The sequence below is a fragment of the Zunongwangia sp. HGR-M22 genome (assembly GCF_027594425.1).
GTDB lineage: Bacteria > Bacteroidota > Bacteroidia > Flavobacteriales > Flavobacteriaceae > Zunongwangia.
In genome coordinates this window covers 1,891,628-1,916,083 of the sequence record NZ_CP115159.1, presented here as the reverse complement: position 1 = coordinate 1,916,083, position 24,456 = coordinate 1,891,628, and the positions used below count along the sequence as shown (strand labels likewise).

The window sequence follows — 24,456 nt, the reverse complement described above, 5'->3', positions numbered from 1 at the left end:
TATGACATACCATCTAAAACCAAAGGTTATGGTTCTGTTCAGTGAATGATTCGGTGAATGCTTTTTCTTCATTTATTTCTTATCTTAAGAGTGCATAACGGCTGATTTGATTTTCGTCTATAGTCATGTTTGTTTCATTAAAAATCCAGCTTATGCCAGAGTTTACCACCTTTTCCGTATTATTCTTTACAAGAAAGATCAGCAAAAATGCTGAGAAACTTTCTATTTATGCCCGTATTACCGTCAACGGTAAATCAGCCGAAATGAGTCTCCAACGTAAAACTTCAGTGAATGAATGGGACTCTTCCAAAGGACGGCTGCGAGGATCAAGTGAACGCATCAAACAAATGAACCGTTACTTAGATCAGGTTTATTACCAATTATTAGAGACGCACAAGCGTTTGTTGGAAAAAGACAACCTAATTAGCGCCAAAGCCGTTAAAACTGCTTACAGCGGACTTGATGAAGATCACAAAAAATTGAGTGATATTGTAGGCTACCATAATTCACAGATGCAATCGGTGTTAAAATGGGGTACGTTAAAAAACTACTTTACCACTGCTAAATACCTGATCGAATTTCTAAAGCAAAAAAGAAAAGTAGATGATATCTACTTAAAACATATCAATTACCGATTTATCACGGAATTTGAACATTTCCTGCGCACCTATTCCCCGAGCAAAAAAAGAAAGACCTGTTCCACCAATGGCGTTATGAAACACTTGGAACGGTTTAAAAAGATGATCAACCTTGCTATTAAACTGGAATGGATACAGAAAAATCCATTTCAGAATTATAAAATGAAGTTTGAAAAGAATGAACGTCAGTTCTTATCGGAACGGGAATTAAAATTAGTAGAAGACACTTATTTTAAAAGTGGTTCTTTGGAACGGGTGAAAGATATGTTCCTTTTTTCCTGTTATACCGGACTAACCTATGCTGAACTGAAAGAACTCACCAACGATCACATCGTAAAAGGGATGGACGGTAAAGATTGGATTTATACCAAACGGGCAAAAACCAATGAGCCTGTAAAAGCTCCCCTACTGAGCAAAGCAGCGAGCATTTTAAAAAAGTATAAAGATCATCAATATGACCTTATTGATACATGTTTATTTCCGGTCTTATCCAATCAAAAGATGAATAGCTACGTCAAAGAAGTGATGAAAGCCGCGGGGGTTAGAAAACATATTACCTTTCATTCCGCAAGACATACTTTTGCTACAACAGTTACTTTATCTAATGGAGTACCTATTGAAACCGTATCCAAGCTTTTAGGACATACCAAATTATCGACCACTCAGATTTATGCACGAGTAATGGAAAATAAGATCAGTAGCGATATAAATAACCTGGAAGAACTCATGGAAAAGAAAAAAGAAGACAAAGCAAAGCGACGAAAAGAAAAATAATATACCCTACTCATAGGCTATTGAATTGTTTCAATAGCCTTTTTTAATCCAGAGGAAATTCTTCTTCGCTTTGATTAAACAGGTCAAGTAATTCTGTTTTTGGATCGAGCATAAAATGCTCTAATTGCTTTAAGGCTTTTTCTTGTATTGACCCGAAACTTTCATACTCTAAAGATCCAGCAGCAATATACTCTTCATCCAAATCTAACACCTGAGACAAATAAGTATCATCTTCGCCATAATAATAAATAATAGCATCAGAGCCTAAAATATTAAGCTCTAGGGAGTATTGGACATACTCAAAATGTTCCTTAGTAAAAAATTCAGGTAGTGTAAAAGATATTGTTTTGCTTGATGGATCAAACGAAAGAATGGTAGGGATATAGAGTTTTCCAAGATCAAACATCAGATTTTTTTTCAATTCATCTTTCACTAATGTACTAAAAGAATCGCTTACTCAAATAAGCTTTGGCAATCTGAAAATCTAATTTTAACGTTGCTTAGAGCTGTAGACTAAATTACCATTGCGTAAAAATTGTTTCGATCAAATGGTAATAATTATAATTTTGGCTGGATAATTGCGTTAATAAGATTAAAGATAACAAGAACTTCCCGGAACAACCCATAATTCTTCCCTGATTTATCATTTTATCTATCACCTTTAATAAGCTGTAATTTGCAACATCATCCTAAATTTTCACGCTCACTGGACCGGCGTTTCGTAAAACTTTTACAAAAAAGAGTTCGTCAATATTTCAAAGAAAATGAGATTTCTACCCATGCTAATCGTAGTATGGTAACAAAAACGATAGTAATGCTTTTATTGTTTTTAGGTCCTATAATTATTTTATGTTCGGGTATCGTCACATCTGCTTGGATGTTATTCTTACTTTATATTACCAGTGGTTTTGGTATGGCTGGAATAGGTATGGGGGTAATGCACGATGCTATTCATGGATCTTATTCTAAACATTCCAAACTAAATACAATCCTTGGTTATTCTATGAATATTATTGGAGCAAATGCTACAGTCTGGCATTTGCAACACAATGTTTTACACCATACGTATACCAACATCCACGATGCTGATGACGATTTAAATATGCCGTTTTTTTTACGATTTTCACCCCATAAAAAGAAATATAAAATTCACCGTTTTCAATTTATTTATGTATGGTTTTTTTATAGTATTTCAACATTAGCCTGGATTAGCGCGAAAGATTTTGTGAGATTAACCAGGTATCGAAAAATGGGATTGATCGAAAATCGAAGTAAATTTTATAAGAGCCTATTTCATTTGACTCTTTGGAAATTGGCTTATTACAGTTACGCTATAGTCTTACCTATTATCGTATTGCCATTTTCTCCATGGCTTACTATTCTTGCCTTTATATCCATGCATTTGGTTACAGGGCTCGTTATAAGTTGTGTTTTTCAGGTCGCACATGTTATGCCGAATGTTGATTATCCCTTAACGGATGATAAAGGTGAAATTGATAATAATTGGTTAGTACATCAATTGCTTACTACGTCTAATTTTTCACCAAAGAATAAGATATTTTCCTGGTTAATAGGTGGATTGAACTATCAGATCGAACATCATTTGTTTCCCAATATATGTCACGTTCATTATCGTGATATTAGCCCGATTGTAAAAAATACGGCGCTTGAATTTGGTATTCCTTATAATCAAAAATCTACCTTTACCGAAGCGATTGCAGATCATATCGCTATGTTAAGAAATCTTGGTTAATAATAGCAGAACTGCTATAAATAAAAAGCTCCTTAAAATTTAAGGAGCTTTTTATTTTATTGTCAGTAATTCTTTCTTCCATTAAAAATGAAGGGAAATCCTCCAAATACATAAATTAAAAAAATAAGTAAAAAACAGGTAATTGCAATCACAGTTGCAAACACCTCTGTAAATAGTAAAGCCATAGAGGTCAAACATTAGAGTCTGTAAGGCAAAAATATGATATTTCTCTTGCATAAATTAACGTAGATCATTTAAAAAATAACAATCAATCTAATTCATATGATTTTATTATTTAGGTTTTACTGTCAAAACATGATACTTAATCCTCAAAAAAATTAGTAAAATAAAAGTATCCTAGACCCGATCCCATTACAGAATGTCCTACCTTACAGGTGTATTAAAAATGCCTGTACTTTATAATTACACTTAGCGGTAGTTATTTTTAAGATTTCCCCTTTTTGATAATATTTTTCAAAAGCACCAAGTCTTCTATGACCTTCATCACTATTTGCAATTTTGATGTTAAACTTAGCCTTAATAATTAATACTCTAAGTAAATGCTTTATATCATAAAAATGATTCTATGGGAAATTCGTTACAAATTAAGGAAAATATAAAAAGGAAAGAGCGTAGAAAAACTTACATAACTGATATTAATTAGGAACAAGATTTCGAATGTATTTATTAGAATATATACGACACACCTAGCCTTTTGATGAGCATTACGAAAAATGTAATTCTCTGAATCAATATGCTTTCAAAACACGATATATGAGACAATTAAAAATTATTAAACAAACAACAAATAAAAATGAACCAAGTTTAAATTTTTATTTAAAAGATATTAATCCGATCGCACTTATTACAGGAGAAGAAGAAGTTGAACTTACCCGAAAAATAAAAGCTGGCGATCAAAGGGCTTTGAACACACTAATTACATCGAATTTAAGGTTTGTAGTTTCAGTGGCTAAGCAATACCAATTTCAGGGCTTAAGCTTATCAGATTTAATTGCTGAAGGAAATATGGGACTTATCAAAGCAGCCAATCGCTTCGACGAAACAAGAGGATTTAAATTCATTTCTTATGCTGTTTGGTGGATACGTCAGGGAATTGTACAATCAATCTCTGAGAATGCAAGGGTCGTAAGATTACCTCTAAATAAAATTGCTGTAATTAATAAAATTAGAAAAGCAAATTCAGAACTTCAGCAATTATTACAGCGAGATGCTTCTTCCGAAGAAATCTCCGAATTTTTGCAACTCCCTTTAGCAGAAATAGAACAAGCAACAAAAAGTAATGCCACATACCTTTCCTTGGATAAACCACTAACAACAGATAGCGACAATTTAACTTTAGGACATATTATTAAAAGTGAGACAGATGATCCTGACCAAAAACTTTTAACCAAATCAGTATCGAAGGAAATCAATCAATTGATGAACGTACTAAAACACAGGGAAAAAGAAATTATCATTTTATTATATGGTCTTAATGGACGCGAAGCTAAAAGCTTAAAAGATGTTAGTAAATATCTAGGCTTAACTTCAGAACGCGTTCGACAAATTAAGGAAATGGGAATATTTAAACTTCGTAATTCTCCGAAAACATCCAACGTTTTTCTAGACTTTTTTTGAGCTATTATTTTTAATATTGACTCTTAGTAATCCTTAGTTGGTACTAACCCAATGACGCTATAATCACGATATGTTTAAAACAGGATAATAAGTCAATTCATTTTCGAAATATATAAGTTCTTTAGCTTCTGGGTTATTTTTTATTTTACAATAATAAATATTGTAAGCATAAATTCTTATGCTTAGTTCTTGTTCAGGAAATTTTTTAGCACAAACGCGATCCGTAGTTTGATATAAAGGCTTTTTATAAAGCATATGTAGTTTAGGTTAAATTTATAGTTACAATTTTGAATTTTTCATTGGCTTCTAAAGAATAATTAATGCCTGATGGGACAATAATAGAATCACCTGATTGAAGATATGTAGAAACTTCATCTACAACCATTTCTGCTTAACCTTCAATCAAAAAATGAAGTTGAGTATTGGCTGACTTAACCGCTAAAACTTTACCATAGTCAAAGGCCATTAACTCAACAATTCTAGATGCTTTATCAATTATAGTTCGTCTAATTATAGCATTAGAACTATAGGTAATTTCCTTTTGAAAATTAAAGGGAACCAACTGACCAAATTCATTTTCTTTCATCCTTAATTTAATTACAAACAATGAGTTTATTAAAGTACTATATGCGACTTTGATAGATTTTCTTAGCACTATGAAATGTACATTGAATTATCGATATAAATCATTTAAAACTGAATTATTAAAATTAGTTATCTAAAAGATGAATGCATTAAGAGCTATCTTATGTATAGCTTTTTTAAAATTTTGAACCACTTATAGATTTGAAATTTAATGTCAATACGAAATATCCAAAAACAAAAAAAGAAATTGTAGAGCAAGAGGATAACACGCAGAGCGATGTTACAAGCATTTATTTTACTGATTATCAATTACTTGTAATTTAACCGTAAAATGTTTTTTACTAAATTTGCAGCAAAACCTCTGGGAAGCCCTATAAACAGGCAATTATTTACAGCAAAAATTAGTAAAAAATGAAATTGTAGGTTTAAATCTAGCAATCCTCACCATATTTCCTTTCACTACGCTACAGTCAAAACGGTTCGTCAAAATGATCTTGAACATAAGCCAAAAGCAAACAAAATACTAATGGATTGAATCGGAACATTTGCTTTTGGCTCACGTTCGCTTTAGCAACGATCTGGTAAGTTGACCGATCAATATTTCATAGCTATAAGCTTACTTTGAAATTTTAAAGCCTTACCTTTTTGATAATTAAAAAACAGGATTTAGCATTAGCGGGCGCATAAACCGGTCAGCTACGCTTTCCTATTTATAGCCCTTTTCCTAATCCTAAATCCTGTAGAAGAATTAATATCAAAAAGGTAATGTGACGGCTCTAAAAGAAGTAAATAAAATAACCTTAAAGTCTATTTCATTTGATCTTTAGTAGTGCTTCAATACAACTAAAAAGGCAAATGCTCTGGATAAAAAAAGTAAATAAACTATGTTTAGAAATGGAAAATAAATAATCCAACCTATAAAATTGGATAGACTATCGTAATTTTTGTGATGATACCCTACTTACTTAGAAGTGAGCAATGAATATTTAATATCCCCATGCTTTATTTATTCTATGAATTTGTCTTTCAAATTGTTTTTTAATTTAAATTTGATAGACAATCTTTTAATAAATTATTTATGCTTCAAAAATTACTTATTGTAGTTGCAATTTTGACTTCTATGGTTTCTTTTGGCCAAGAAGTTAATTTTGGTGTTCAAGGAAGCTATATTAATATGGAGGGGAAATCTTCTAACTCTCTAGACAATATTTCTTCTTCTGGGAATTCATCTGGATTTTATCTAGGTGCATTGGTTGATTTTACATTATCAGATAATTTTCATTTACAACCTTCTGTTAATTATGCAAATGCGGATGATGTTAATTTCATAATCGTTCCAGTTCTCGCGCAATATTACATCCAAGATTCGGGCTTTTATCTTCAAGCCGGACCGCAAGGTACTTTTTTGCTAGACAACGTTTCATTAGAAGAAATTGATCTTTTAAATACTTTTGGTCTAGATTTAGCTTTTGGGGCTGGTTACAAAATTACTTCTAATTTTTTCGTAGAAGCAAAGTACAGTTTTGAACTAACTAACAGGTTCTCAAAGGAGGTAAAAGATGCCGCTGATTCTGAGGGTATCGAAGTTGATTCTCAATTTAATGCTTTCAGTATAGGACTAGGGTATAAATTCTAAAAAAATCTAGAATGATATTTAGAAAACGAGGAAGTATCTACTTCCTCGTTTTCTTTTTTAATATTGAAAGAAAGGTGATTTTTTTAATTATGCCTAAACTCGAAAACACCTAAATAAAAATTTCTCATAAACATCTCTTTTTTTTTCGTTGCAACCATGGGGCGCAACCAAGATTGTGTCCACAGACACACATCTTGAATTGTTACTCAATCTTCAATTAAGGCTAAGCTATTAGTAATTACTTCAGGTTATTCAGTATTGCAATACTATTAATGTTTTCGACTCCGTTTTTTACTATTGTAAGTGCCGTAAAAACTTTTCGATTATATTTTGTTATTATTATTTAGCTTATCTAATACTTCCAAGGTTTTATCAATAAATTCTTGTTCCTCTATAGGGATTAAATCCAAAGCATGCCTTAAAACATCTGAAATACTTCTTTCAGGTTCTTTAATTTGGCGTTCAAAGCAACTATCCATTCCCTCTAACGCCAATACACTAACTTTAATAAGGTCTTCTATAAGAAACATGAGATAAAGATGGTTTTTTACTGGAAAATAAATACGTTGATAATCTTTGAGATGTGCATGTGGTGTCAGCCTTCTTATATGTTCTTCTTCAAAGCTTTTAAGCTTTTTCATGAGTTTTTCTTTTTTCATAACGTTCTTGGTTTTTAAGGATTTCTTTTTTGAGTTTCTTGGGGAAATGAATGTAGTCCGTGTCGTTTTCCAGTATGGCTATAATTTGTTCCAATTGAAACATATCACCATCGGGCATTAGTTCAATGACCATTTCTATCACTAATTGAACACTGGAAGTTTTACTTTGGTGGCTTAAGTTTTTCGAATGAAAATCACCTTCACCATCTAAGGCTAGCACACAGACTTCCAGTAATGATGTAATGCGCATGATGTAATCGGTATAATCTTCAAAGCGAACGGTGGCATTTCTAAAAGTATGCCGTTTGGTTTCTTCCTTTTTTAAACCATACTCAGTAGTTCCAATTCTCTTTAGCTGTATCAATTTTAGTTGATCAAGTTTTTTCGTTTTCATGGGATGCTGTTTTTAAAGTTTGTAATTGATGATTTACAATTGGTAAGAGATAATATAAAAGACATTGGCAATAAGAATGTGCCATGTTAAGGTCTGCTACTGAAAATAATGAGCTATTTCGATAGCGAAGTTCAGTATGGTGAAAGCAAAAGATGCTTTTTAGTGGGGACTGTTCAAATAGGTTTTCTGAAAAAACATTGATAGGTATTTCATGACAAAATTGAACGAGTTTAAAAAGATAAACGGGATGATGATGTTGCGGATGGTAATGCAGAAATGCATAAATAGTGCCTAAGCAAAGTTGTTCAAAAGATAATCGTATTAAATGTGCGCTTATTAATTCAGCGCTTTCTCCCTTAGCACTTAAGTTTAGACAATGTTTTGCTATTGCTATTCGATCTCGTGTGTAGTTGGTTATGCCCTTAGTATCCAGTTCAGGAATTTGGCTGAGTTGTAAAAGAGCTAATTCAAAAGGAGAACCCTCAACCAAACCACCTGATTGGATTATTTTAGAAAAGAAGTATTTATTATGATCAGAAGCAGCTATAAGTTGCTTTGGCATATAAAGCAACAAGCTGATAGTATATTTTCCGCCCGATTCCTGGCGGATAATATCTGAAAGGTTGGCAACGGCATTTGGGCTAATATGCTTGCTCAAAAGCAACAAATAAAAATGATAGTGTTCCTTGGAAGCATCATTATTCAGGGGATTATGAATTCCCTGTGCCGATGATTGCATACCGAAATAGTATAAACTTATAATTTCGATATGCTTTTTGAGGATTTCCGTAATTTGGCTTAACGCAAATTCGATAACTTTGGGTGGATGCAAGTTGGTAAGCATAGATCAAAAAAGTTTAAGATGGTCAATGAGCCTTCAAGTTTTAAAAAGAACTTAACGTAGCGAACCAAAATGACGAGTAAAAAACAATGCATATCTTGTTTTTTACTGCAAAGAGTGATGAGCGAAACTTTTAAAAAGAATGTTTATCTTTGAGATTATGAGCACAGCAACAAAAAACAGTCATATCGGTAGAAAGATTAGCCGAATCAGAGAACTTCGAGGAATGAAGCAGGAAGCTCTTGCCGCAGAATTAGGGATTAGTCAACAGAGTGTTTCTAGCTTAGAACAAAGTGAGCATATTGAAGATGAAAAGCTTGAAAGAGTGGCGAAAGCTTTAGGAGTAAGTAAAGAAGCTATTGAGAATTTTAATGAAGACACGATCTTTAATAATATTAATAATTTTCATGATAATTCTATTCAGAATAATTTCAATCCCGTTGAAAAGGTGATTGAATTATATGAACGTCTTCTAGAAGCAGAAAAAGAGAAAAATGCTTATTTAGAGAAGTTGTTAGATAAGAAATAGTGAAAAAGAAAATATTCATAAATTGAATAAAGTGTCGATAACCGGATAATGCTCCGGCAAATCGACACTTTTTTTATTTATAAAACAAGTTACCTACAAGATGAAAGCAAAATTTTTCTTCCTATTCTTTTTAGTTATCCAACAATCATTTTCACAAAATAGATTAGAGGGAATTGTACTTGACCAAGAAACAAACAAGCCAATTGAATACGTGGACATTTACAATGATCAAGATTATACTTCGACCAACGAAGAAGGAAAATTTTTATTCGTTTCCAAAGGAGATTCTTTGAAAATAGGCGTTTTAGGTTATGATCCAATATTCACAACTTTTGAAATGCTAAAAAGTGATACGATTTTATTGAGCAAAAAAATTCAAAATCTTGATGAAGTTCTAATTAATTCAGATTCTAACCTTTTCACATCTGTACTAAAAAAATTAGATGAAAATTATCCTTTAGAATCCTATAAAGAAAAGTTCTTTTTGAGGAGTGTGCTAAAACGAAATGATGAAATAATCAAATTAGTAGATTTTAGTGGAAGAATAGAACGAAAGACACTTTTCTCTACTAAGAGCAATCCAATGCCAAAAAAGAACTATTTCATTGAAATTGAAAACTTGAGAAAAGCAGGAATTAAAGAAAAAAACATAAATTTTACACTTTCATCATTTGAAGAGCTTCTTAATAATTTCATTTCAATATATATGAGTCCTGAAATTTATGATTTTAAGTATATTCCTTATGATGATTCAAGATTGGTAAAACTTGAATTCTATCCAAATAGTACGAAAAAGGCAAATTCATACGGATATTATTTAGTGAATTTAGAGGATAAAGCTTTTAATGAAGTACAGATTTCAAATTCTCAGAATACAGATTACACTGAAAAAAGAAATATTAAGTACAGAACTACTGATTATGATATAAAAATAACTTTTAAAAAAGATCCACACGCAAAAAAATATTTTATAGATAAAGCTAGTATGTCGGCAACGGTAGAAGTTGTTCCTCAAGATGCAGAGAAAATAGTTTATACAGTAAGTTACAAATTATTAACTTTTGATAATTTTCAAAATTTTGAAATAGATAACAATATCAATTTAACCAAAGATATTTTTGATCTAAAAGAAGATTACGATCAATCATTTTGGGAAGCACAAGAATTTTTACTCTTAACAGAAGAAATGAAAGAATTTCTGAACAGTTTAAGCAACGAAAATAATGATTTTAAAAGTACCACCAACATTAAATCGTAATCCATACTGTAGGTAACATCGGTTCATCGCAAATAACGGGTATTGTAGAAAAAGTGTAATAATTTTATTAATCAAGAACAAAAATGGTTAAGCCGACAAGTTCTCGTCCCTACTCCCGCAACTTGCGATAACCGGAGCAGTTACCCGCAAGCTCTGAAAAAATTTTCAATAAATGAATACAGAAATACTTAAAAACCTCATTACTCAATACAAAGAAAAATTTGATGAAATTAATCAAATAGAAATTTATAAATGGAAAGCAATAAAGCATTTTCAAGATAATTGGAATATTGACGCTAAAGATTTTCCAGAAATGATAAATGAAGCAATGAGGTTATCAAAAAATCTTTTAGATATCAGCAATTCATTTCCTAAAAGAATGTTGATCCAGAATGCAGAAAAATCACCAGAAGAGGTCAGAAATTTGATGATTGATCTCTTTGATGAAGATAAAGATTACATATCAAGGATAAAGAAATTTAGAGGAGAGTTTAAGAAATTAAATGATTTAAATTTTGAAGGTGACAACCATTACCAAGGTCACAAAGCAGTTTTGGTCTATTTAACACTAAGATTTCCTGAGAGATATTATTTCTATAAATACACAATGTTCCAAGAATATACAAAACTGATAGATTATCCATATACTCCAATTCAAGGGAGATACGAAAATTTAGTTCAATACAACCATTTATGCGAAATCACAAGAAGTTTCTTGGCGGAAGATCAAAAATTAATAAAGCTACATAAAGAACGTATTGATGAACAAAGCTATTTCGATAAAAACTATCATATTCTCACACAAGATTTTATTTATTCAGCTACAAGACATCTTACCAAACCAGATAAACAATTTTCAGATAAGGAAAATATTGAACTGATAGAAGACTTAAATTCTAAAGATTTAGGTAGTAGAGAATCAAAAACAGACTTCACAGCCAGAGTTACAAATCATATAGAGAACAATATTGAAAATAAAAGAATTGGCGATTTGGGTGAGTCATGGATAGTAAATTATGAAATAGAAAGATTAAAAGACTTAGGTAGAGACGATTTAGCCAAAAAGGTAGATTACTTTGCCAAGAATAATGGGGATGGAAGTGGCTTCGACATTATTTCTTTTGATGAAAATGGTAAAAAAATTTACATCGAAGTAAAAACTACAAGAGGATCTTTCGAATCTGCATTTTTTGTTTCAAGAAATGAATTAGAAAAAAGTAAAATTGAGCAAAATGATTATTATTTATACAGATTATTCAATTTTGATGAAAAGAAGAAAAAAGCTGATTTAAAAATAATTAAAGGTGATCTAAGTATGATTTGCACATATCCTACCGAATATAGAATTAAATTGAGTTAAAGAGCCAGCAAATAACAGCGATTCATCGCGAATTATGGGTATTGCGGAAAAAGTGTAATTTTAGTAATCAAGCAATAGAAAACTTAATCCGAAAAGTCAGCTTTCCCACTCCCGCGACTTGCGATAGCCGAGACAGTTGTACACAAGCTATTAAAGCCATCTCGAATTATATTGAGAGGAAAGAATTAAATTTTAAAACTGACAGAGATATTAAATTATATGGAATTTAAAATACTGAAACCAAAAAAGGCAATAAACAAAGCCTTTTCAAAAATAAAACCGAACAGAACGGAAATTGAAAGTTTTAAGATAAATTTGATTCAACTACTCGACCGAACAAATGATGTTGAATCAGAAGAATTTCATAAAAACCTAGTAATTGACTTCTTTAAAAAAACCTATTACGAACCAAATCATTTTATAAATACTAAAGGAAAAACAGATTTAGTTATCCACAATGGAGACAAGGCGAAAAGTAATGTTGGAGTTTTAATTGAGACAAAAAAGCCTACGAATAAATCTGAAATGCTATCTAAAAATAAAATCAATGTTAAGGCATTTCAAGAATTAGTGCTCTATTATTTAAGAGAACGAATCACAAATAGAAACCTAGACATAAAACATCTAGTTGTAACAAACATCAACGAATGGTATGTTTTCGATGAACATTTATTCGAGAGAATATTTGCCCGAAACAGAAAGTTTGTAAAACAATTTCAAGATTTTGAATCTGGAAAGAAATCTACAGATGTCTTTTATGATGAAATTGCAGAGCCATTTATAAAGGATATAGAACAAGAGATTGATTTCACTTTTTTTGACATAAGAGAATATGAAAAACCACTTCGTAACAACAATCCAAAAGACGACAACAAACTTATTTCGCTTTTTAAATTACTCTCACCAGAGCATTTATTAAAACTACCCTTTGCAAATGACAGTAATAGTCTTGACAAAAGATTTTACGGAGAATTACTGCATATTATTGGACTTTCAGAAACCAAAGATGGAAGTAAAAAACTAATTGAAAGAAACAAAAAAGGCGAAAGAAACACAGGTTCGTTTCTTGAAAACGCCATAATACAACTTGATAGTTTAGACAAAATAAACAGACTTGATAATCCTAGTCATTTTGGAACAACTCAAGAAGAGCGTTTGTTTAATGTTGGGCTTGAATTGAGTATAACCTGGATTAACCGAATTCTGTTTCTTAAACTTTTAGAAGCTCAACTAAAAACCTATCATAAAGGAGACAAAACCTATGAGTTTTTAAGTATTGATAAAATTAAAAATTATGATGATTTAAACAGTCTTTTCTTTCAAGTTCTGGCGAAGCAACAATCTGAAAGAAACCAAGATGTAATGGAGCTTTTTGCAAAAGTCCCTTATTTAAATAGTTCGCTTTTTGAACCAACAGGAATTGAACACAGAACGTTATTCATTAGCAATTTGCGAGATGATAAAACAATTCCGATTTATTCTTCAACCGTTTTAAAAAACGAGAGTGGAAAAAAACGAACAGGTAATTTAAATGCTCTTGAATATCTATTTGAATTTCTAAATGCTTACGATTTTAGTAGTGAGGGAAAAGAAGAAATTCAAGAAGACAATAAAACCCTAATTAATGCTTCCGTTCTTGGTTTAATTTTCGAGAAAATAAATGGTTATAAAGATGGTTCGTTTTTCACACCAGGTTTTATCACAATGTATATGTGTCGTGAAACCATAAGAAAAGCGGTTATCCAAAAATTCAACGAAACTAAAGATTGGAACTGTAAAGACATTGATTCGCTTTACGATAAAATTGAAGATAGACAAGAAGCTAACAACATTATTAATAGTTTAAAAATTTGCGACCCAGCAGTTGGTTCAGGTCATTTTCTAGTTTCTGCACTTAATGAAATGATTGCTGTTAAAAACGATCTTAAAGTTTTACAAGATAGAGATGGTAAAAGACTAAAAGAATACCAATTTGAAGTTGTTAATGATGAACTTATGATAACGGATGAAGATGGAGATTTTTTTCAATACAATCCCAATACCAAAGAAAGTCAACGCATACAAGAAGCACTTTTCCACGAAAAGCAAACCATTATTGAAAACTGCTTATTTGGAGTAGACATTAATCCAAATTCAGTCAAAATTTGTCGATTACGACTTTGGGTTGAGTTACTGAAAAATGCTTATTACAAAAACGAAAGTGAGCTAGAAACTCTGCCTAACATTGACATAAATATTAAATGTGGTAATTCACTAATAAGCAGGTTTGAATTAGATGCTGACCTTAAAAAGGCACTAAAAAGTAGTAAGTGGACTATTGATAGTTATAAAATTGCAGTTGACACATATCGCAATGCCCAAAGCAAAGAACAAAAGCGAGAAATGGAAAGGTTAATAAGTGACATCAAGAATGATTTTGAAACCAATATTGATACACCGTTTAAAGGAAAGTTATCTAGAGCTCGTGGTAAAGTAGATAAATTAGCTACAGAAATCAATACTCGAAAACAATGGGGTGAGAAAATCCCCAAAAAAATGTTTAAAGATTTAGAAAAAGCTACTAAAACTTTAAAAAAACTTGAATCTCAACGCGACAGTATAGAGATGAATAAAATTTATGAGGATGCATTTGAGTGGCGTTTTGAATTTCCAGAAGTTTTAGATGATAATGGAGATTTTGTAGGTTTTGATACTATAATCGGGAATCCACCTTGGGGTGCTTCTTTGACAAAAGAGCAAAAAGCTTTCTTAAAGGTTAGATACCAAAATATTGATAGCTCTACACCTAACACTTTCGCATATTTCATTGGATTATCTTTAAATATTTGTAATTATTTAATTACCCAAATTCTTCCAGATAGTATTCTCGTAAAAGACTTTTCAAAAACTAGAGATTTGTGTTCTAATCACCTCTACAACTTATCTTGGTATCAAAACACAGCAATACCTGACGATATTAGACCATTTGCAGATGTTGAACATGATGTTTGTACATTATTTTTAGATCAACTTGAAGATTCCGAAAAGACAGATATTTCTACAAGATTCTATCAAAATTCTTCAGTGACCGAAAAAAGATGGTCTGCAGACAAGGATAATTTTATCCTTAAAGAATATGATAATACATACAATATTCTTTTAAATTCGATAGACATTGGGCTTCTTAACAAATTAAGAAGCCTTGATATTTTGGACGATTACCTACAATGTCATGAAGGTATACACTCAGGTAATATAAGAGAGAAACTTTTTATTAAAGAACAAATCACAGGTAAAGAAAAACCAATGTTTCTTGGAGGACGAAATGGTGATCAAATTGAAAATTATATTTCAAAAAGATTTGGTTGGTATGTAGATTATCGTAAAGAGATTATTGATAAAAGTAAAAATGAGTATGCTTCATTAAGAGATGAACGTATTTTTAACCAGCCAAAAATATATTTGACTAGAACAGGTAATCCGTTCAAAGCATTTATTGATAATACAAACTACGCTTCAAATAATTTTTTTTCAATTCAATTTAAGGATTATAACTTTAATAGTTTTGATAATTTAATTCCTGTCCTTGGTTTATTGAACTCAAAATTTGCCAATTATTATATTAGGAAAGTAATCGCACCATCATTAGGAAATACATTTGTGGAAACTAAAATAATTCACGTCCTTAAATTGCCTCTTGCTAAGGAACTACTAGAATCTAAAGAATTAGTAGCACTAGTACATGCTTTGATAAATTCGAATATTAAAAATGTAAATGATTCATTGATAAGTCAAATTGATAATATCATTTACAAAATATATAAACTTACAGATAAAGAAATAGATAATATTGAAGAATCTAACGTGTAAGCTTCCCTTAAAACTGAAATGCTTGTGAATAGGATATATGGTATTTTTTATACAAATTATTTTTGAAAATCTCAGATCACAATAGTTTAAAACGTTGCAATTTATTATATTTGATTAAATAGACACTTAAATTTCGTTGCTATTTAGGCTCTTTTGTAATTAATGAATGATTCGGTGAATGCTTACTGAAATTCGACGATAAAGTGGCGTAAATCCTACCAAAAATTGTGGTTTAGATTTCCTGCCACCCCGACTTTTTAAACTACCAAATTTTGGTTAATTAAGGGTAATTATATGGTTTTCATGCAGTTACCCTTTTTTAATGCGTTAAATTCAACCAAACTGCACCAGCTATAATGTGAGTTATTCGTGAGTTTTGGTCATTTTCGTGAGTTAATCGTGAGTTTATTTTTTGTATCTTGATTAGCCCCCATGACCCTTAGTACATATTGATCGTTTTGGCTTTCAACCCTTAATTATTGTTTCATTTAAAAAACAAAACGATGCGTACCACTCAAACATTTATGATTTCTTTTTTCATCCGCAAGAAAAAAAACAAGCCGGAAGAAGCCCTCCTTTATGCCCGAATATCAGTTAACGGCATTTATATTGAAATGAGCTTAAAACGTAGCTTGGAAGTAAGCCGTTGGAACCAATCAGCCTGCAAGCTAAATGGTAGCAGTATGGAAAGCCAACAACTCAATAAAAAGATAGACGATACCAAGGCACTTTTATATAAGGCTTATGACAGCTTGCAAAAAGAGGAACAGGTGATCACTGCCAGTGCGGTTAAGTCACGATACCTGGGCATTGATAAAAAACATTACACCTTAACCCAATTACTGGACTACCACTCCACTAAAATGAAAGGTGTTTTAAAATATGGAACATTAAAAAATTATACGACTACAGAAACTTATCTTAAAAACTATCTGAAAGAAAAACGAAACATCTCGGACATTTATCTCAAACAGATCGATTACCAATTTACACTAGGTTTCGAGCGATTTCTGCGTGATTTACCATCCTTAAGCAACAATGGCGTCATGAAACACATGGAGCGTTTTAAAAAGCTTATGCGACTTGCTGAAGATCTGGATTGGATTGAAAAGAACCCGACCAAAAGGTTTAAGCTTCGGTTTCATCATGTCGATATGGTGTATTTATCGAAAGCAGAATTAGAAAAGATCAAGGAAAAGAAGTTCAAACGTGCTCCCCTTAGCATTAACCGTGATATTTTTGTGTTTTGCTGCTATACCGGATTGCCTTATGGTGATGTATTGGAATTAAAGAAAAAGCATATTCAAATTGGTATTGATGGGAAAAAATGGATTTATACAAGGCGAATGAAAACAAACACACTACTTAGAATCCCACTTCTGGAAGAAGCAGAACGCATCTTAGAAAAATACAAAGAGCATCCACGTGTAAGTAATAGTGATATCTTGCTTCCGGTGTATTCCAACCAAAAAACAAATCAATACTTGAGAGAGATTACCAAAGCCGTTAAGATCAATAAACAGCTTAGTTTTCATGCGGCTCGTCATACCTTTGCTACAACGGTAACCTTAGCTAATGGTGTGCCCATAGAAACGGTCTCCAAGCTTTTAGGGCATACTAAACTATCCACGACCCAAATTTATGCACGCGTGATCGATTCTAAAATTTCTAATGATATGGATAAGTTGAGAGGGAAGTTGTAAATTTGATTTTAAAGTTTAGAATTTCTTCATTTTTTCATATTATACTAATAATTTAGAATAAGAGCATATAATTAGTAGTTATAAGAGGAAGTGTATTTATAGTGGTGTTTTAGATTAGGTTAATTTATAGTGCCAAATAATCAGTAGTAGATGAAAAAATTTTGTTTTATTATTCTAATATTTACCGAGATAGTCAGTTCACAGGATATTAAAGTTTATCATGAGAAAAATCAACGTGATGAAATGATCTTATATGCTGATAATATGAATTATACCCCAGTGAGTTTGTATGTTGATGTAAGTTTTGCAAATTATACAAAGTCTGGTAAGGACACTATTGTACTTTCACCTAGAAAACGAAGACAGAAAATCTTAAAACTTCAAAAAAAAAATAAAAGAATTCCATCTCGATTTAGTTACAACGTAGACTATATGTATGGAGATATTAATATCAAAGAATATGATAGTCTTTATGTTTATAATCTGCCGTACTCTAAAGATAAAAAATATAAAATTTTACAAGGCTACAAAGGATCATTTTCACACTTTACAGAAAACAATAAATACGCTATCGACTTTAAAATGCCATTGGGCACTGAAATATTTGCTGCAAGAGGAGGAATAGTAATTAAAGTGATAGAAAAATTTAATAGAAACTGCGCAAAGATTGAATGTGAAAATTTTAACAACCTAATTACGATAATGCATAATGATGGAACTTACGCTGATTATTTACACATTCGACATAAAGGAAGTTTAGTGAAAGAAGGAGATAAAATTGTAACAGGTCAAATTATCGGTTTTAGTGGTAATACTGGTTGGAGTTCCGAACCTCATTTACATTTTGTGGTTTATCTTCAGAAAATTTATAAGCGAATAACCATTCCAACTAAATTTCATAATTTGAAAGAAGAAAAGTATAATTTCTAAAAAAAAGGGGTGTTTTTCCTGTATTTTAATATTATTCAGCAGTTTAACTTTAGTGTTTAACTTAAATATATATTAAAATGAAAAAACTAACCTATCAGATTTTTACATTGTTTTATTTATTTATCTTCATAAGCTGCCAGAATGAAGATATTTCAAGCATCGAAATGGAAGAATCAACTGCAAACTTGGTTTTGAATTATTATTCACCTAAAGATTTTGAAAAGGTAATACCTACTAATCACTCAATAGGCGAAGGCTCGGATATTTATTATTCTGATTTGTTAGAATCTGAAATTATCGAATACGATTTATATACTTCGAAAAAGAGAGGAGACAATAGGAATTACATCCAGAATTATAAACTAATTGCTTTGCTTGATGAGAATCCAATAAATACCAAATTTTTATAGCTAGAATATTTCAGGAAAATAATTCCAAAACTAAATTTTCATTTGTAAATAATTCAAATTTCTCTGGATACGTACATTTAATGAATAAGCAAGCTGAAATAGTTTTTGCAAACAAATATCAGTCAGGAAATAAAGAACTTGATGATAAATTTGATTATGATTTAATAAACTTACAAAAACAAACATCTAACTCTAAAAGGATGGAAGAAGATTGTCAGTATATTACAACATATCATTATAAAGATTGGTATAAAGTTTACATGGATGGTTCCACGGAATATACTCATACACAATATTTAGGAAGTACTACAGAAGAAGTATGTAATACAAGATATTATCCTGACCTCGGAGGTGGCGGTGGCGGAGGTGGAACATACCAATCAACTGGTTCGTCATCAAGTGATTATCAAGATTGTTATGATACTGTTCACGGCTGCTTACATGAAATTGAAGATGAAGTGGCCTTCGTTGGACCAAAACCAACAGAGGAATATGATAATAAATGCGATGGGTTAGTAGCTCTTTGGAATAACAGCGTAACAAGTGGAAATGAGTTTGTAGGAGTAATTACTTCTGATGGAGCTGTTTTAATTATAGCTGAAGGTGATGCGACTAGTGCTGAGGTGGCCGGTTTGATAGAGAGTAATGGTCAGACATATTATCAATATCCGACGAGTGAGGGGGCTCCAAATAGAACATATTCGGGACAAATTGTTAGCCAGGGTAGGTATTTTATCCCAATCAATAGTTTCATACACACACATCAAGAATGTTTAAATGATGGCTCAGATGGTGTTACTGGAGGGGCAATTAGTGAAGATGATGTAGCTTTAGCTGATACATATGATTTATTAAATTATTACGTCATAGGCTGCAATAAGGTTGGGAAATATTCTAAATATAGTAGGAATCCGACCTCCACATATTCTGGATCTATAGATAGTACCTGTGATGACGTAGATTATTAAAACAGAAAATATGAGAATTTACATTTTAATTTTTACTTGTATACTATTTTCATTCAATATGAATATCTTTTGTCAGGAAAATTCTGAAATTTTAAATGATGAAAAATTTAATGATATATTGTTAACAGGAGTAATGGATATAATCAAAGAGATAAAAGATAATGAAAATGATACCGAATTCGATTTTAATGAAAGAGGATATTTAAATGTTACCTTACTTTATTTCAATAGTGAGGCAAAATACGACGAGATAATGTACACATTTGGTATTTCAGATGAGTATCTTTCATTTGAAGATCGAAAAGATACATATAGACTTCTTCCATCAAAATATAACATTATAAATGATAAAATTATTTTATATTATTTTCCTACATCTAAAATAGATAGTAGCAAAAGGAAATATTTCTTCGAATTATTAGCTAGAAAATCTAACATTGAAAAGTTATCAGGTAAAATCGAAGGATTTAACGAAAAAGTTCAGCTGCATTCAAAATATAAATTAAAATTAAAAGCTGACTACAGTTATTCTATAGACTGAAATCTTCAAATAACTATATTAATTTAATCTCTTAGTATTAAAGATGGAATTACTACATTAGACTGGACATAGAGTTGAATGAATATTATTGCAAGTTGTTAACTTAGCAATTATGAGACGTAAAGCCAAATATTACACCTTAGAGTTTAAGCAAAAAGCAGTAGAACTAAGTTATGCCAAAGGCAATGTAGCACAGGTTTGTGAAGACTTAGATATATTACCTGCTGTTCTTTACCGGTGGCGTAAGGAGCAAAATAATTATGGCAAGAATAGTTTTCCCGGCCGTGGCAATCCTAAAATGACTGATGAACAAAAAGAGATAGCTCGTTTAAGAAAACAGCTTAAAGAGACTGAATTAGAACGTGATATCTTAAAAAAGGCGATTGGCATCTTTTAGCTCACTATTTATTATTTTAGATTAAGGTATTCGTGAATGCTTCGCATTTCCGCGAGCGACAAGAAAAATACAGGTTCATAAAACAGCATCGTATGAAATTTCCTGCCCGTAAGATGTGCACTATGTTAGCAGTAAGTAAAAGTGGTTATTACCACTGGTTGAAATCTGGTCCCAGCAACCTCTGGAAAGATAATCAGAAGCTCTCTTCATTAATCAAAGATATTTTTGAAGATAGTTACCAAAGCTATGGATCCCCAAGAATAAAAGCGGAACTGGAAGCTTTAGGTTTTAAGGTATCAAAGCCACGGATAGCTCGCATAATGAAGGCAAACTATTTATACGCAAAGAGGAAACGTAAGTTTAAGACGACCACTAATAGTAATCATAAATACCCCACAGCTCCAAACTTGTTGAACCAATGCTTTAATGTAGCTAGGGCTAATCAAGTATGGGTAAGCGATATTACTTATGTTCAAACCAAACAAGGTTGGAGTTACCTAACAGTGATCATTGATCTATTTAACAGAAAAGTTATAGGATGGTCTTTAAGTGATACCCTAAATACCGAAGATACTATTATAAAAGCTTGGCAGATGGCTATTAAAAATACCACACTCACACAACCTTTGATATTCCATTCAGACCAAGGTATTCAGTATGCCAGCCAAAGATTTACTAATCTACTTAAAAGCTATAATGGCCTGGTAAAACAATCTATGAGTCGGAAAGGAAACTGCTGGGACAATGCCGTGGCGGAATCCTTTTTTAAATCTCTAAAAGTAGAGTGGGTATATTGGCATAAGTACAAGCTTAGATCACAGGCAGAGTTATCTATCTTTCAGTGGATAGAAACCTGGTACAATACCAGAAGAAGACATTCTTATTTAGGCAACAGAACCATTAAAGAATTTGAAATAGATATGTATAATCAAAAACTAGCAGCATAGTCACTCAACTTAAAGTCCTGTTTTTTATTGCAAGTCCACAAAAGAGGTCAAATATAAATTGGACAGAGATTATCTGGGAGAAAAAGTGGTTTAATTTGAAGATAGATTGCTTAATTTTGATAATTGTAGTAATAAATTTTATCCTAGATTAATTGAAACAGCTGGGGTTGCTTTTGAACTAAGACCTGTTCAGGTAGAATTCTAAAAACTAGTTATGCGAAGCGTATTAAAAGGAATTGTGGTATTTTTCATGGTCGGCATTGTTGCTTGTGAAAAGGAAGAGGTAGAATCAAGGGTATCCTCTTATCTGGGGTATTACAAAGTGACCTCGTTCACTTCAGATGTAGCAATGGATATCAATCAAGATGGTAATGCTGAATTTGATTTTCTTAAAGAACTAGATAAAGCCTGGTTCGAGAACGACATGAATATGATGGGGGAGCATCATATATCAATTCGCTCATCTAGTCAAGGAGCTGATGTATTATGGGTATTAACTAATGGGATGCCTTTTGATACATTCAGACCTAATTTACCATATTTATTCATGAGATTTGGTTCTGAAGGTACCTCAAAATATCTGAAAATTAAGGATGATCAGGTAGTATCTTTTGAGGTCCAGAAAGCTCCAAATGACATAGATAGACCTGAGTATGCGGCAGCATTTCCCAGGTACACCTCATTTAAATTTTTGGATTCGAACACTCTTGAAATGAAGATGGATCAAAAATTTTATGATGAAGAGAAAGAAGTATGGAAGAATGTTAGTCTTATCGCAGTATTTTCAAAAATAATTGATCCTGATTATAGGCCTGTCAATTATTGACCATTCTAAAATAAGAACTTATTAAAACGAATTTATAAGTATTGAAAAGCCGCTATGATATAATCTAAGCGGCTTTTCTATTCGAATTTCATGTTTATTATTTTAAGGATTAAAGATTTTTCTTGTATTAAAATATTTCGTAGCTTTTTATCCTGAAATTTTTAAAGACTCTTTTTAATTCTTTTTAGACTGTTGACTTTTTGATCAATATCGTAAAGAGCGCCGAGAATATTGTCGGAAGAACTTTTTATTGGAGCTCCTTCGTAATAAACTATATTAGGATAGCCTACGAATAATGTCTTTCTTAACACCAACATTCTTGGAAGACCTATAAACAGAAAGTTTTCGCGAAAAATTTTGTGCACTAGTCAAAATCCTCTTGGCAGATTTTTAATTTAATTTCTAAGAATTTGAGACCTACCCAGACTTAAATCATGACCTTTTAAAAAACCTCTAAACGCATATATTAAACCGATCATTAAATGGGACTAAGGAATCTATCTTTAAAATCTCAAGTAAAATACATGTTTAATTCTTGGAGTATCATTTAATTTCAAATGCGGTTTTGATGATCTACCACTTTTAATTGATAAAATTGATCTATTTTTCTAGTAAAAATATCAAGTTCATCAATAACTATGTTAAACATATCAGCATATTCTCTCAGATCATCCTCGGTTAATTTAGAATTATTTTTTAAATGCTCATTCAAACCAAGTAAAGTTGTTAGCGGTTTTCTAATCACGTGAGAAATATCATAAGTTATCTGTTCTAGAATAGTTTCATACTCCATAATCCCTGAAATATTTGTCAACGTACCAAACCAAGCCATCTTTCCTCCTTCGATTTTTTTTGGTGTGGCACGCAGCTTATACCATTTTATTTTTTCCGAATTAGAAACCACACGAAAATTAAATTTATAAGAACTTAAATTAGATGCAGATTTTCTCATACTTTTTCTAAATTCCACAACATCTTCCGGATGAATATAATTTAAAAAGATCTTAGGTTCTTTTTTCATTTGTTCTAAACTAAGATCGGTATGTACCTCTCTAATTCCCTTACTAATAAAATCAAAGTTGATCTCAAAATCCTTATTAATTGTAAATTGAAATATTACACCAGGCGTATTATCTAGTATTTCCTTTAACCTAATAGCGCTAAATTCAATAGATCTTCTTTGATTAATTAGAGCTTTTCTTATATTTAAATAGTCAGTTGTCTTCTTCGCTAAAATCTCCAATGCTTTCTTCTGGTTATTATTTAATTTATTTGGCTTTTGATCTATAACGCATAAAGCACCAAGAACATGTCCTGAAGAACTTTTTATAGGAGCTCCTGCATAAAAACCGATATGCGGAAAATTTTCTACTAATGGACTGTTTTTAAAGCGTGAATCTTCAACTGCATTTTCAACTTCAAATAGCGGAGATATTCCATCTAGCAAATAATGGCAAAAGCCATCCTCTTTCGGAGTTTCCTTAAGATCGATGCCGTAAACAGATTTAAACCACTGGCGATCTTTATCTACAAGACTAATAAGAGAAATGGGAGTGTTACAAATTACGGAAGCCAAATGGGTAATTTCGTCAAATTGTTTTTCGGGATCTGTCCCCAAAATGTCATAACTTTCCAAATCTTTAAGGCGAGCAAATTCATCCATAGCAAAAATATTATAAGCTTATTTCTACAAACTCTATGAAATTTCCAAAATATAAAAAAATCGTGAACTTTTTAGAAAAGGATCATTTTCAGTTCGTATGAATTTATAAAATCGAACTATTATTGAACTTTCGTGTTTAATTTAAATTAAGTGTAAT

General features: G+C 31.5%; 20 protein-coding genes and 1 pseudogene. 15 read left to right on the top strand and 6 right to left on the bottom strand.

Annotated features, from left to right (window positions below; all coding sequences use genetic code 11):
- Nucleotides 1-152 precede the first annotated feature (152 nt).
- Entirely contained in the window at nucleotides 153-1,412 is a 1,260-nt protein-coding gene (locus PBT91_RS08295) for a site-specific integrase (RefSeq protein WP_270061314.1), read from the top strand.
- A gap of 43 nt (nucleotides 1,413-1,455) precedes the next feature.
- Here PBT91_RS08295 and PBT91_RS08290 read toward each other — a convergent pair whose 3' ends face one another.
- A complete protein-coding gene (locus PBT91_RS08290) occupies nucleotides 1,456-1,818 on the bottom strand; it encodes a hypothetical protein (RefSeq protein WP_270061313.1) in 363 nt (120 codons plus the stop codon).
- A 408-nt stretch (nucleotides 1,819-2,226) separates the two neighbouring features.
- Here PBT91_RS08290 and PBT91_RS08285 point away from each other — a divergent pair, with 408 nt between their 5' ends.
- Nucleotides 2,227-3,165, top strand: a complete 939-nt coding sequence (locus tag PBT91_RS08285) for a fatty acid desaturase family protein (RefSeq protein WP_270061312.1) — start codon at nucleotides 2,227-2,229, stop codon at nucleotides 3,163-3,165.
- Between the two features lie 774 nt (nucleotides 3,166-3,939).
- Nucleotides 3,940-4,803: a sigma-70 family RNA polymerase sigma factor gene (locus PBT91_RS08280; protein WP_270061311.1), complete on the top strand. Its 864-nt coding sequence runs from the start codon at nucleotides 3,940-3,942 to the stop codon at nucleotides 4,801-4,803.
- Nucleotides 4,804-5,194: 391 nt separating this feature from the next.
- Here the strand turns inward: PBT91_RS08280 and PBT91_RS08275 are convergent, their stop codons facing one another.
- The gene (locus PBT91_RS08275; RefSeq protein WP_270061310.1) at nucleotides 5,195-5,389 is read right to left on the bottom strand and encodes a hypothetical protein; all 195 of its coding nucleotides are present in this window, start codon (nucleotides 5,387-5,389) and stop codon (nucleotides 5,195-5,197) included.
- 1,077 nt (nucleotides 5,390-6,466) lie between these two features.
- Between PBT91_RS08275 and PBT91_RS08270 the strand changes: the two genes are divergently transcribed.
- The gene (locus tag PBT91_RS08270; RefSeq protein ID WP_270061309.1) at nucleotides 6,467-7,024 is read left to right on the top strand and encodes an outer membrane beta-barrel protein; all 558 of its coding nucleotides are present in this window, start codon (nucleotides 6,467-6,469) and stop codon (nucleotides 7,022-7,024) included.
- Between the two features lie 323 nt (nucleotides 7,025-7,347).
- Here the strand turns inward: PBT91_RS08270 and PBT91_RS08265 are convergent, their stop codons facing one another.
- The 3 genes from PBT91_RS08265 to PBT91_RS08255 are packed head-to-tail and all read right to left on the bottom strand — an operon-like array spanning nucleotide 7,348 to nucleotide 8,921.
- Entirely contained in the window at nucleotides 7,348-7,683 is a 336-nt protein-coding gene (locus tag PBT91_RS08265) for a hypothetical protein (RefSeq protein WP_270061308.1), read from the bottom strand.
- The gene (locus PBT91_RS08260) at nucleotides 7,652-8,077 is read right to left on the bottom strand and encodes a hypothetical protein (RefSeq protein ID WP_270061307.1); all 426 of its coding nucleotides are present in this window, start codon (nucleotides 8,075-8,077) and stop codon (nucleotides 7,652-7,654) included. Before PBT91_RS08260 ends, PBT91_RS08265 begins: the two co-directional genes overlap by 32 nt.
- Nucleotides 8,058-8,921, bottom strand: a complete 864-nt coding sequence (locus tag PBT91_RS08255; RefSeq protein WP_270061306.1) for a hypothetical protein — start codon at nucleotides 8,919-8,921, stop codon at nucleotides 8,058-8,060. The genes PBT91_RS08260 and PBT91_RS08255 overlap by 20 nt, the downstream gene beginning before the upstream one ends.
- Before the next feature lie 157 nt (nucleotides 8,922-9,078).
- On the opposite strand from PBT91_RS08255, the gene PBT91_RS08250 reads away from it, so the two are divergent.
- From PBT91_RS08250 to PBT91_RS08200, 11 genes and pseudogenes are all read left to right on the top strand, one after another.
- The gene (locus PBT91_RS08250; protein WP_270061305.1) at nucleotides 9,079-9,447 is read left to right on the top strand and encodes a helix-turn-helix domain-containing protein; all 369 of its coding nucleotides are present in this window, start codon (nucleotides 9,079-9,081) and stop codon (nucleotides 9,445-9,447) included.
- A 100-nt stretch (nucleotides 9,448-9,547) separates the two neighbouring features.
- On the top strand, nucleotides 9,548-10,705 hold the full coding sequence (locus tag PBT91_RS08245) for a hypothetical protein (RefSeq protein WP_270060804.1): 1,158 nt from the start codon (nucleotides 9,548-9,550) through the stop codon (nucleotides 10,703-10,705).
- 172 nt (nucleotides 10,706-10,877) lie between these two features.
- The gene (locus PBT91_RS08240) at nucleotides 10,878-12,065 is read left to right on the top strand and encodes a DUF3883 domain-containing protein (RefSeq protein WP_270061304.1); all 1,188 of its coding nucleotides are present in this window, start codon (nucleotides 10,878-10,880) and stop codon (nucleotides 12,063-12,065) included.
- A gap of 219 nt (nucleotides 12,066-12,284) precedes the next feature.
- Complete coding sequence (locus PBT91_RS08235) at nucleotides 12,285-15,914, top strand: type IIG restriction enzyme/methyltransferase (protein ID WP_270061303.1); 3,630 nt, start codon at nucleotides 12,285-12,287, stop codon at nucleotides 15,912-15,914.
- A gap of 503 nt (nucleotides 15,915-16,417) precedes the next feature.
- Nucleotides 16,418-17,617 carry a site-specific integrase gene (locus PBT91_RS08230; RefSeq protein WP_270061302.1) on the top strand — a complete coding sequence of 400 codons (1,200 nt, stop codon included), beginning with the start codon at nucleotides 16,418-16,420 and terminating at the stop codon, nucleotides 17,615-17,617.
- A 150-nt stretch (nucleotides 17,618-17,767) separates the two neighbouring features.
- On the top strand, nucleotides 17,768-18,547 hold the full coding sequence (locus PBT91_RS08225) for a M23 family metallopeptidase (RefSeq protein WP_270061301.1): 780 nt from the start codon (nucleotides 17,768-17,770) through the stop codon (nucleotides 18,545-18,547).
- A gap of 77 nt (nucleotides 18,548-18,624) precedes the next feature.
- Nucleotides 18,625-18,957 carry a hypothetical protein gene (locus PBT91_RS08220; RefSeq protein ID WP_270061300.1) on the top strand — a complete coding sequence of 111 codons (333 nt, stop codon included), beginning with the start codon at nucleotides 18,625-18,627 and terminating at the stop codon, nucleotides 18,955-18,957.
- Between the two features lie 80 nt (nucleotides 18,958-19,037).
- Nucleotides 19,038-19,925, top strand: coding sequence for a hypothetical protein (locus PBT91_RS08215; protein ID WP_270061299.1), 888 nt, complete (start codon nucleotides 19,038-19,040; stop codon nucleotides 19,923-19,925).
- A gap of 10 nt (nucleotides 19,926-19,935) precedes the next feature.
- Nucleotides 19,936-20,466, top strand: coding sequence for a hypothetical protein (locus PBT91_RS08210; protein ID WP_270061298.1), 531 nt, complete (start codon nucleotides 19,936-19,938; stop codon nucleotides 20,464-20,466).
- Nucleotides 20,467-20,554: 88 nt separating this feature from the next.
- Nucleotides 20,555-21,810 (top strand): annotated as a pseudogene (locus PBT91_RS08205) (IS3 family transposase).
- A 214-nt stretch (nucleotides 21,811-22,024) separates the two neighbouring features.
- Nucleotides 22,025-22,636, top strand: a complete 612-nt coding sequence (locus PBT91_RS08200; RefSeq protein ID WP_270061297.1) for a hypothetical protein — start codon at nucleotides 22,025-22,027, stop codon at nucleotides 22,634-22,636.
- Nucleotides 22,637-23,189: 553 nt separating this feature from the next.
- On the opposite strand, the gene PBT91_RS08195 is transcribed toward PBT91_RS08200, so the two are convergent.
- On the bottom strand, nucleotides 23,190-24,299 hold the full coding sequence (locus PBT91_RS08195; RefSeq protein ID WP_270061296.1) for a GAF domain-containing protein: 1,110 nt from the start codon (nucleotides 24,297-24,299) through the stop codon (nucleotides 23,190-23,192).
- Nucleotides 24,300-24,456: the final 157 nt, after the last annotated feature.

Bases quoted from the DNA above. Each gene is read 5' to 3' on its own strand.
- PBT91_RS08245 (WP_270060804.1), top strand. From the start codon at position 9,548: ATGAAAGCAAAATTTTTCTTCCTATTCTTTTTAGTTATCCAACAATCA.
- PBT91_RS08255 (WP_270061306.1), bottom strand. From the start codon at position 8,921: ATGCTTACCAACTTGCATCCACCCAAAGTTATCGAATTTGCGTTAAGC.
- PBT91_RS08235 (WP_270061303.1), top strand. From the start codon at position 12,285: ATGGAATTTAAAATACTGAAACCAAAAAAGGCAATAAACAAAGCCTTT.
- PBT91_RS08220 (WP_270061300.1), top strand. From the start codon at position 18,625: ATGAAAAAACTAACCTATCAGATTTTTACATTGTTTTATTTATTTATC.
- PBT91_RS08225 (WP_270061301.1), top strand. From the start codon at position 17,768: ATGAAAAAATTTTGTTTTATTATTCTAATATTTACCGAGATAGTCAGT.
- PBT91_RS08260 (WP_270061307.1), bottom strand. From the start codon at position 8,077: ATGAAAACGAAAAAACTTGATCAACTAAAATTGATACAGCTAAAGAGA.
- PBT91_RS08280 (WP_270061311.1), top strand. From the start codon at position 3,940: ATGAGACAATTAAAAATTATTAAACAAACAACAAATAAAAATGAACCA.
- PBT91_RS08200 (WP_270061297.1), top strand. From the start codon at position 22,025: ATGCGAAGCGTATTAAAAGGAATTGTGGTATTTTTCATGGTCGGCATT.
- PBT91_RS08215 (WP_270061299.1), top strand. From the start codon at position 19,038: ATGAATAAGCAAGCTGAAATAGTTTTTGCAAACAAATATCAGTCAGGA.
- PBT91_RS08240 (WP_270061304.1), top strand. From the start codon at position 10,878: ATGAATACAGAAATACTTAAAAACCTCATTACTCAATACAAAGAAAAA.
- PBT91_RS08285 (WP_270061312.1), top strand. From the start codon at position 2,227: ATGCTTTTATTGTTTTTAGGTCCTATAATTATTTTATGTTCGGGTATC.
- PBT91_RS08250 (WP_270061305.1), top strand. From the start codon at position 9,079: ATGAGCACAGCAACAAAAAACAGTCATATCGGTAGAAAGATTAGCCGA.
- PBT91_RS08270 (WP_270061309.1), top strand. From the start codon at position 6,467: ATGCTTCAAAAATTACTTATTGTAGTTGCAATTTTGACTTCTATGGTT.
- PBT91_RS08210 (WP_270061298.1), top strand. From the start codon at position 19,936: ATGAGAATTTACATTTTAATTTTTACTTGTATACTATTTTCATTCAAT.
- PBT91_RS08290 (WP_270061313.1), bottom strand. From the start codon at position 1,818: ATGTTTGATCTTGGAAAACTCTATATCCCTACCATTCTTTCGTTTGAT.
- PBT91_RS08295 (WP_270061314.1), top strand. From the start codon at position 153: ATGCCAGAGTTTACCACCTTTTCCGTATTATTCTTTACAAGAAAGATC.
- PBT91_RS08195 (WP_270061296.1), bottom strand. From the start codon at position 24,299: ATGGATGAATTTGCTCGCCTTAAAGATTTGGAAAGTTATGACATTTTG.
- PBT91_RS08265 (WP_270061308.1), bottom strand. From the start codon at position 7,683: ATGAAAAAAGAAAAACTCATGAAAAAGCTTAAAAGCTTTGAAGAAGAA.
- PBT91_RS08230 (WP_270061302.1), top strand. From the start codon at position 16,418: ATGCGTACCACTCAAACATTTATGATTTCTTTTTTCATCCGCAAGAAA.
- PBT91_RS08275 (WP_270061310.1), bottom strand. From the start codon at position 5,389: ATGAAAGAAAATGAATTTGGTCAGTTGGTTCCCTTTAATTTTCAAAAG.